This window comes from Psychrobacter sp. TB20-MNA-CIBAN-0197, from assembly GCF_040309765.1.
Classification (GTDB): Bacteria; Pseudomonadota; Gammaproteobacteria; order Pseudomonadales; family Moraxellaceae; genus Psychrobacter; species Psychrobacter submarinus.
In genome coordinates this window covers 1-275 of the sequence record NZ_JBEOPC010000528.1, presented here as the reverse complement: position 1 = coordinate 275, position 275 = coordinate 1, and the positions used below count along the sequence as shown (strand labels likewise).

Annotated in this window: 1 protein-coding gene; it reads left to right on the top strand. The window is 60.0% G+C overall.

Annotated elements, in window-relative coordinates; translation table 11 throughout:
• On the top strand, positions 1–275 hold a 275-nt coding region (locus AAEY83_RS14805; RefSeq protein ID WP_351060073.1), incomplete at both ends, for an MFS transporter.

Below are 275 nucleotides of genomic sequence, written 5' to 3'. Positions count from 1 at the left end.
GCTGCAGATGGCACCTTACGATTTCGCCTTGATCCTGCTGATCTACGGCGCCGCCTATGTCTTTGGCGGCCTGTTCGCCAGCGTGCTGAATCGGCATATCAATGCGCAACAGCAGATTTTCACCGGGCTGAGTCTGATCCTGCTCTCGGGGCTGGTGATGCTCTATCTGGCGGCCAGTCATGATCTGTCAGCGGCGACGGTGCTGATTCCGATGCTGATCTGCACGGTAGGCACGACCATTTCACGCCCGCCGGCTACCTCCCGCGCCATGAGCC